The 8,882-nt window shown below is 69.2% G+C and carries 6 protein-coding genes and 1 pseudogene; 5 read left to right on the forward strand and 2 right to left on the reverse strand.

Annotated features, from left to right (window positions below; all coding sequences use genetic code 11):
• Positions 1-113: 113 nt before the first annotated feature.
• The 3 genes from I53_RS16645 (at position 114) to I53_RS33995 (ending at position 4,224) form a co-directional block, all read left to right on the forward strand.
• Positions 114-1,682: a glucan biosynthesis protein D gene (locus I53_RS16645; RefSeq protein ID WP_043352603.1), complete on the forward strand. Its 1,569-nt coding sequence runs from the start codon at positions 114-116 to the stop codon at positions 1,680-1,682.
• A gap of 56 nt (positions 1,683-1,738) precedes the next feature.
• Positions 1,739-3,898, forward strand: coding sequence for a glucans biosynthesis glucosyltransferase MdoH (gene mdoH / locus I53_RS16650; RefSeq protein ID WP_083936084.1), 2,160 nt, complete (start codon positions 1,739-1,741; stop codon positions 3,896-3,898).
• A 158-nt stretch (positions 3,899-4,056) separates the two neighbouring features.
• On the forward strand, positions 4,057-4,224 hold the full coding sequence (locus I53_RS33995; RefSeq protein ID WP_164706379.1) for a hypothetical protein: 168 nt from the start codon (positions 4,057-4,059) through the stop codon (positions 4,222-4,224).
• 39 nt (positions 4,225-4,263) lie between these two features.
• On the opposite strand, the gene I53_RS16655 is transcribed toward I53_RS33995, so the two are convergent.
• On the reverse strand, positions 4,264-4,464 hold the full coding sequence (locus I53_RS16655; RefSeq protein WP_043352604.1) for a hypothetical protein: 201 nt from the start codon (positions 4,462-4,464) through the stop codon (positions 4,264-4,266).
• A gap of 285 nt (positions 4,465-4,749) precedes the next feature.
• On the opposite strand from I53_RS16655, the gene I53_RS16660 reads away from it, so the two are divergent.
• Entirely contained in the window at positions 4,750-7,068 is a 2,319-nt protein-coding gene (locus tag I53_RS16660) for a Tex family protein (RefSeq protein WP_043352606.1), read from the forward strand.
• A 197-nt stretch (positions 7,069-7,265) separates the two neighbouring features.
• Positions 7,266-8,477: a hypothetical protein gene (locus tag I53_RS16665; protein WP_043352607.1), complete on the forward strand. Its 1,212-nt coding sequence runs from the start codon at positions 7,266-7,268 to the stop codon at positions 8,475-8,477.
• 93 nt (positions 8,478-8,570) lie between these two features.
• Here the strand turns inward: I53_RS16665 and I53_RS16670 are convergent.
• Positions 8,571-8,882 (reverse strand): annotated as a pseudogene (locus I53_RS16670) (glycosyltransferase family 2 protein); the annotation flags it as partial.

Below are 8,882 nucleotides of genomic sequence, written 5' to 3' on the forward strand. Positions count from 1 at the left end.
CGGCTCGGGTTAAGTCAACGGAGCCACTTGCGGTTCAGGCGGTTGCTTAACCCTGGGTTCAGCCGGCCTGTCCGTATACAGGGAGGCTCCCGAGACGTGAGACGACTGCCTGCATGACGATCGACGCCGTGCCTTCCGCCGCACCGACACGCCGCGCCCTGCTGGTCGGCACGCTGGGTGCTGCCGCGGGACTGCTTCCGGCAGTGGCCCGTTCGGCCGAGCCGGACAAAGCGCCCGCGCTGCCCGGCAAGGGCGAGGCCTTCGAGGCGAACACCCTGACCGACCTGGCCCGCGCCCGTGCGGCAGCACCCTATGCGGGGCCGAAGACCGGCGACGTCCCGGCGGTCCTGAAGGCTCTGTCCCGGGAGGCGTACGACGCGATCCACCCGGCGGAGGGCCGCGCGCTCTGGGCCGACCGAAACGTGGGCTACGTTCTGGAGCCGCTCCTGCGCGGATCGATCTTCGAGACGCCGGTGTCGCTGTTCGTCGTCGAGAACGGGCTGGTTCAGCCCGTCGCGTACGACAAGACGGCGTTCGTCGCACCCGGCCTGGATCTGCCGGATCTCGAACCCGACGCCGCCTTCTCGGGCTTCCGCCTCCGGGCCCGGTTCGAGGGTGCGGAGGACGTGTCGAGCTTCGCGCTGTTCCAGGGCGCCTCGTTTTTCCGGCTCGTCGCGGAGGGCCAGGATTTCGGCATCAACGCCCGCGCGCTGGCCCTGCGGCCGGCCGATTCCCGCGGGGAGGAGTTCCCGCTCTTCCGGGCCCTGTTCGTTGAGACGCCCGCGCCCGGTCAGCCGGTCGTCGTTCATGCCCTCGCCGATTCCGAGTCGGCGACGGCGGCGTTCAAGATCACGCTCACGCCCGGCCGTGACGTCTCCACGGCGGCGATCGAGGGAACGGTCTTCGCCCGGGCCGACCTCGACCATATCGGGCTCGGCGGCATGCAGGGGAGCTACCTGTTCGGACCCCTCGACCGGAACCGCGTCGACGATCTGCGCGCCGCGGCCTTCTCGGTGGAGGGCTTGGCGATCCACAACGGCTACGGCGAGCCGATCTGGCGGCCCGTTCACAATCCGGAGGCCCTCCAGGTCTCTGCCTTCGTGGATCGGGGTCCGAAGGGGTTCGGCCTCATGCAGCGCGCCCGCGCGTACGATGACTTCGAGGATGACCGGCGTCATTGGGAACAGCGCCCGTCCCTGTGGCTGGAGCCGCTGGATGACTGGAACGAGGGTGCCGTCACCCTGCTTGAGATTCCGAGCGATTCCGAGCTGAACGAGAATGTCTTCGCCTATTGGCGACCCAAGGCGAAGCTGGCGAAGGGCGTGGAGATGCGCTTCCAGTGCCGTCAGCATTGGTCCAAGGGCTGGCCGGATCCACTGCCTCCGGAGATCGCACGGGTGCGCGACAGCCGCTGCGGCCATGGCAGCACCGGCAGCCGCCGCCTCTTCGCCGTCGACTTCGAGGGCGACACGCTGTTTCAGCCCGGCGATATCGACGTCGATCTCAGCGCGTCGGCCGGGACGATCACACGGCAGGACCGGTTTCGGTATCCCGAGCGCAAGACGTTGCGGATCCTGTTCGAACTCGATCCCGGCAGCGCCCGCGCGAGCGAGCTGCGCCTCGCCCTCCGGCGCGGCCAAGCCCGGGTCAGTGAATCGTGGTTGTTCCGCTGGACACCGTGATCCCCGATCCGCCTCAACATCAAGGACCGGCCTGCACCGTGCAATTGGACGAGACGATGACCGTGCCGCCCGCGATCGACGCCGCGCGCGTGGCCGAGGCGAGCCCCGATGACGGAGGCGGCATGCCGCGCGAAGCGCCGCTGGCCATGCCCGTCCAAGATCTGTCGCATTGGGACATGGGCCTGGGCCATCGGCCCGCACGGCCCGGCCGTGATCCCTGGCCGGCGCGGATTCTGGTCTTCGGCGGCGCGCTGGCGCTGACCGCCTTCGGCGGCTGGCAGATGGTCGAGACCGTGTCGGTCTCGGGCAATCCGACTGCGCTCCAGCTCGTGCTGGTCGTCCTGTTCTGCCTGACGTTCTCGTGGATCGCGCTCGCCTTCACCAGCGCCGTGCTCGGCTTCGGGATGCTGCTGCGGCGGCCGCGTCCGATCTCGGCTCCGACGGCCCTGACCACGCGGACCGCGGTCCTGATGCCCGTCTACAACGAGGCGACAGCCCGCACCTTCGCGGGTGTCGAGGCCATGCGCGAGGCCGTCGAGGCCACCGGACTGGGAGACCATTTCGACTGGTACGTCCTGTCGGATTCGACCCAGCCCGATGCCTGGATCGCCGAGGAGCGCGCCTTCCTCGAATTGCGCGGCCGCCTGGGTCCCGATGCCCGGCTCTACTACCGCCACCGGGCGAAGAATCACCATCGCAAGGCCGGCAATATCGGCGACTTCGTCACGCGGTGGGGTGGCCACTACGAGCACATGCTCGTGCTGGATGCCGACAGCCTGATGAGCGGATCGGCGATCGTGGCGCTGGCCTCCGCCATGGAGGCGGATCCGGATGCCGGTATCATCCAGACCCTGCCGTTGATCATCAACCGCAACACCCTGTTCGCCCGGCTTCAGCAATTCGCAGCCCGGATCTACGGCCCCGTGATCGCAGCCGGGCTTTCCGCGTGGTCGGGGCGGGACGGCAACTACTGGGGGCATAACGCGATCATCCGCACCCGCGCCTTCGCGGAATCCTGTGGCCTGCCGGATCTGCCCGGGAAGCCCCCCTTCGGCGGCCATATCCTGTCGCACGACTTCGTGGAGGCGGCCCTGATCCGCCGATCGGGCTGGGCGGTGTACATGCTCCACCGCCTGCCGGGCTCGTACGAGGAGAGCCCGCCGTCGCTGATCGACGTCGCGGTGCGCGATCGGCGCTGGGCGCAGGGCAACCTCCAACATGCACGAGTGATCGGCGCCGCGGGGCTGCATCCCGCGACCCGCCAGCACTTCGCCACCGGCATCGCCGGCTATCTCGCCTCGCCACTCTGGCTGATGCAGCTGGTGGTCGGCATCCTGCTTGTGCTGCAGACCGCCACGGAACGGCCGGACTATTTCGGGGGGGCGGGCTTCTCGCCGGTTTTCCCGCGGTTCGATCCGGTCCGCGCGCTCCAGCTGTTCGGCCTGACCATGGCGGTTCTGCTTGCGCCCAAGGTCCTGGGCCTGATCCTGGCCCTCTTGGATGGTCCGGTGCGGCGTGCCTGCGGGGGCGCCGGGCGGCTCATCCTGTCGAGCCTGGTCGAGATCCTGCTCTCCGCGCTGGTGGCGCCGGTGGCGATGGTCATCCAGTCCGGCTCGGTGATCGGTATTCTGCTGGGACGGGACACGGGCTGGAATCCGCAGCGCCGCGACGACGGCTCGATCCCGCTGCGGGATATCGTCCGCCGTCACCGCTGGCACACGGTTCTGGGGCTCGTGGCGGGAATTGCGGCCTTCGCGATCGCGACGTCGCTGTTCCTCTGGATGAGCCCGACGATTCTGGGTCTGGTGCTCGCGATCCCGATTTCCTGGGCGAGCGGACAATTGACCCTGGGCCTGGCGCTCAAGCGCCGGATGCTACTCGCCACGCCCGAAGAGGCATCGCCGCCGGAGATCGCGCTGCGGGCAGCGGCGCTTGCGACCCGCAATGCGGCTCGCGGCTACGACGACACCGATTCCCTCGTGGCGATCCACGCCGATCCCGCCCTTGCGCACGCCCATGGCCGGATGCTTCCGAAGGGACAGCGGCGGCCCCGGGGCGCGATCGACGCCGACCAGACGCTGGCGGCCGCCAAGATCTGCGAGGCCGAGACGGTGGCGGAGGCACAGCTGTGGCTCTCCCAGAAGGAGCGGATGGCCCTGCTTCACGACCGGGCCCTCGTGGACCGCCTCGTGCGCCTCAAGACCAGCCAAGCCTGATCGCGGTTCGCGCCGGGATCTCGGGCGGGGCGTTCGGCGATCACGTCCTCGCGCTGTGCGCAGCCGTCACGGCACCGGCTCAAGGGCGCAGTCGGGTGTCGAGAGAAGGGGTTAACCATTCGGATCCTAGACTCGGCCATCGTCACTCGGATCCGGTCATGACCCTGCTGTTCGTGTTCCTGCTCCTGCCGCTCGCGCTTGCCATCGTTCTGGCCCGCGGCGAGCCGGTCCGCACCATCAGCTGCCTCGGCGCGATGGGGGTGGGCTGCGTGATCGCCTGCTTGAGCGTGGCCAGCCTCCTCCGCCACCGGGCGCGGCCGACCTGAGAGGAATCGCCGTCCGGCCCGAAGCCGGGAATCGCTTCCCTACAGGAAGCCCACCGGTCGCGGACCGCCGGTCAAACTCCGCCCGGCCCGCGCAACCAGCTGAGAAAACGCGAGCGCCGCCGCCGTCGCCTGCGCGCGGGACGGGAAGCTACGCCGCGATTCGAGCACCGGCTCGTCGGTCTCGTTGACGAGAACCCACGACCAAAGCGACCGGCTGTGCTCACGGATCTCGAATTGCACGGGCGCCTGCCTTTCCGGGACATGCGAAGGCAAAGGCTCGCATCAGCCGGTGACATCCCGATGACGACACGGGATGATCGTCACGGCTTTCGAGCCGCCCGTCCGGTTCAGGGAAGTCTTCCACCGGGTTCGGTGCGTCGCTGGCTGGAAACCATGCCGAAGCGCGTGCGGGATCCGGCTGCAGAAGCGGCGGCATGCGAACGGGCCTGACGGACGCCTTGTTTCCGACGGCTTGGGGTTTCAGGCAGACGGCGCATCCCTGCTGCGCTTCCCGCCGGAGTTTCCATGAAAGCCGTCAACGCGCTGATCGCCGATGAGCTCGGTGTCGGAGAGGCGCAGGTTGCCGCCGCCGTCGCGCTCCTCGATGGCGGTGCGACCGTGCCGTTTATCGCGCGCTATCGGAAAGAGAATACGGGCGGCCTCGACGACACGCAGTTGCGCCGGCTCGAAGAGCGGCTCTCGTATCTGCGCGATCTCAACGAGCGGCGCGCCACGATCGTCGCGAGCATCACCGCGCAGGGCAAGATGTCTCCGCCTCTCGCCGCAGCCCTCGAGGCCGCCGATACGAAGGCGCGCCTGGAAGACCTGTATCTGCCGTTCCGACCCAAGCGGCGCTCGAAGGCCCACGCCGCCCGGGAGGCCGGCCTCGAACCGTTGGCCGAGCTTCTCCTGCGCCGGCCCGATAACGCGCCCGAGACGGTGGCGGCGCGCTACCTGTCGGACGCCCATGGCATCACCGATGTCGACGCCGCACTGGACGGTGCCCGTGCGATCCTGATCGAGCGCTTCGCCGAGGATGCCGACCTCGTCGGGCGCCTGCGCACGGATTACTGGCGGGGCGGCCAGCTCGTCTCCCAGGTCCGGAAGGGCAAGGCGAACGAGGGCGCGAAATTCTCGGATTACTTCGCCTGGAGCGAGCGGCTGGAGCGGATGCCCTCACACCGCATCCTGGCGATCTTCCGCGGCGAACGGGAGGAGATTCTCGAGGTCGGCTTCACCGCGGAGGGTGAGGATTCCGCGCCCGGGATTCCCGGACCGTTCGAAACCGCGATCTGCCGCCGCTTCGACATCGCCCTGCGGGGCCGCCCCGGCGATTCCTGGCTCGTCGAAACCGTCCGCGCGGCTTGGCGGACGAAGATCCGGGTGGGCATCAAGCAGGATCTGCGCAACCGCCTGTTCGAGCGGGCCGAGGATGAGGCCGTGACGGTCTTCGCGGGAAATCTGAAGGACCTGCTCCTGGCCGCTCCGGCGGGCGGCCGCACCACGATGGGGCTCGATCCCGGCTATCGGAACGGCGTGAAGGTGGCGGTGGCGGATCGCACCGGCCGCGTCGTCGCGGTGGAGACCACCTATCCGCACGAGCCCCAGCGCCGCTGGCGCGAGGCAGTGGCGGCGTTGGGGCGCCTGTGCCGCCTCCATAACGTGGAGCTTCTGGCCATCGGCAACGGCACGGCCTCCCGCGAAACCGAACGCCTCGCCGCGGAGATCATCGCGTCGAACCCGGATCTTCCGCTCGCGAAAGTCATGGTCTCCGAGGCCGGCGCCTCGGTCTATTCGGCCTCGGAGATCGCCGCGCGGGAATTGCCCGATCTCGACGTGTCCCATCGCGGCGCCGCGTCGATCGCCCGGCGCCTTCAGGATCCCCTGGCCGAACTGGTCAAGATCGATCCGAAGTCCATCGGCGTCGGGCAGTACCAGCACGACGTGAGCGAGGCGAAGCTGTCGCGCTCGCTCTCCGCGGTGGTGGAGGATGCGGTCAACGCCGTCGGGGTGGACGTCAACACGGCCTCCCCGGCCCTGCTGGCGCAGGTTTCCGGCCTCGGCGGCGCGATGGCGGCGCGGATCGTCGCCCATCGCGACGCCCAGGGCCCGTTCCGGACGCGCACGGCGCTGAAGAAGGTCCCGGGGCTCGGCCCGAAGACCTTCGAGCTCGCCGCCGGCTTCCTCCGCATCCAGGGCGGCGACGACCCGCTCGACGGGTCGGGCGTCCACCCGGAAGCCTATCCGGTGGTCCGCCGCATCCTCCAGGCGACGAAGAGCGACATCCACGTCCTGCTCGGCAATGCCGCCCTCCTTGGCCGCTTGGCGCCGGAGCCGTTCGTCGACGCGCGTTTCGGCCTGCCGACGGTCCGCGACATCATCGCCGAGCTCGAGAAGCCGGGGCGCGATCCGCGGCCGGCCTTCAAGACGGCGCGCTTCCAGGAGGGTGTCGAGACGATCGGGGATCTCAAGCCCGGCATGCAGCTGGAGGGCGTCGTGACCAACGTGGCCGCGTTCGGTGCCTTCGTCGATATCGGCGTTCATCAGGACGGGCTCGTCCACATCTCGGCGATGGCGCGGCGCCGGATCGCGTCGCCGACGGAGATCGTCCGGATCGGCGAGGTCGTCCGGGTGCTGGTCCTCGGGGTCGATGTGCCGCGCAAGCGCATCGCGTTGTCGATGCGGCTCGACGATCCGATCGATCCGGCTCAGCCCGCCCGACGCGGGGGCGAATCGAAGATCGACGCGCCGCGAACCCGGCCGAACGCCACCGCGGAATCCGCGCCGAGCGGACCGCTGGCGGAAGCGCTCCGTCGCGCCGCCGCATCGGCGCGGCGCAACTGACCATCGCGAGACCTGCGGCATCCGCCGGCGCGGAACGGGAAGCGCCTCGGCTGACGTCCCGCATGCGCCCCGTTATGGTTAGCGCTTCGTAAACCTCCCTCCGGCCACAGATCGGGGATCGTGCCGCCCTGTGCGATCCCTGTGGCCGGATACCGGCGGCCGCATCGCAGCGGCGGCTCCCCTTTTCGGAGGCTGTGATGCAAGCGCGTGCTGCGGGGATCGACAATCCGAGCCCGATGATCGGCCCGGCACGCCTCATCAGAGCCGCCTTCGAAGCTTCGGACATGGCCGCGCTGGCCCAGGAGATCCTCGCCCGATCGCCCGATGGCGTCATCGACGCCGGGGCGGCGATGGATCTGGCGACGATCCTGTTGCTGATGCACCGCACCGACGAGGCGCTGCAGCTCCAGACCGACATCCTTCAGGGCCAACGGCTCTTCTCGCTGCGTTCGAACCCGGATCAGGCGCGGGTCCGCGTGCTCATCCTCGTCACGGCCGGCGATCTCATGGCCAACACCCCGATCGATTTCCTGCTGAACGACGACGATTTCAGCCTCACCTATCTCTTCCTCTGCCCCGGCGAAGACATGCCGCGCGACCTGCCGGAGCACGATCTGCTGGTCACGGGCATCGCGTATTCGAGTGGCGCCGAGCCGCTTTTGGAAGCCGTCGCGGCAGCCGCCGAAGGGTGGTCGCGGCCGATCGTCAACCACCCGCGCGCGGTTCTGAAGACGTCCCGGCACGGGATCGCGGATGCGCTCCGCGGCGCCGAGGGGATCCTGGCGCCCGCCGTCGCCCTGCTGGACCGGGCGGCCCTGAGCGCGTCGGCGTCCCGCCTTCCCGAGGGCCTGGACTATCCGGTGCTGGTGCGCCCCCTGGATACCCATGCCGGCAACGACCTTCAGAAGGTCGATCGGGCCGAGGATCTGACGCGCTACCTCGATCACGCAACCGCGGAGCGATTCTACGTCACGCAGTTCTGCGACTATCGTGGCCCCGATGGACTATTCCGAAAGCTCCGGGTCGTTCTGATCGACGGTGTCCCGTTCCTGTGTCACCTGGCCATCCGCGACCACTGGATGATTCATTACCTCAACGCTGGAATGCTCGAGGATGCCGAGAAGCGGACGGCGGAGGCCACCGCCATGGCCACGTTCGACGCCGCGTTCGCGCAGCGCCATCGCGCCGCGTTCGCCGAGATCCACCGTAGGATCGGGCTCGATTACCTGATCCTCGATTGCGCGGAGAGCACGGACGGCCGGCTGCTGATCTTCGAGGCGGATACCGGGATGGTCGTCCACGACATGGATCCCGTGGACCTGTTTCCCTACAAGCTGCCGCAGATGCGCAGGGTGTTCTCCGCTTTCCAGCAGGCCGTCCGCGGGCGCGCTGAGACGCGCCCCGCCTAGGACGCGCACGGTCGGGCATTCACGCCCTTTCCGAAGCGGGCGGGCCCCGATCCAGGCCTTGCGGGAGTTCGAACGGCGGACAGGGCCGCCCTGTCACCAGGGGATGCGGCCGAAGCGGTCGATCAGCCGCTGATACTCGGCGTCGCTCTCGACTTTCGACGTCCCGCCCTGTCCGACATCCGAGGTTCCGGAGCCGGGATGCACCAGACGGCACACCAGCGGCAGGGATGAGCCGTGGCGCACGAGGTGCGTGTTGGGGCCGCCGAACCGAAGCACGTTGGCGAGCCACGGGCGGACCTGAACGGCGTTCTCGAGAGTGCCGGGCGCCGTCGCCTCGACGAGGTGGGCGCGGCGCAGGCCGGTCTCGGCGAGGCGGCCGAGCCATTCGTTGTCGTAATGCATTTC

The organism is Methylobacterium sp. B1 (assembly GCF_000333255.1).
In the GTDB taxonomy this organism is placed as follows: Bacteria; Pseudomonadota; Alphaproteobacteria; order Rhizobiales; family Beijerinckiaceae; genus Methylobacterium; species Methylobacterium fujisawaense.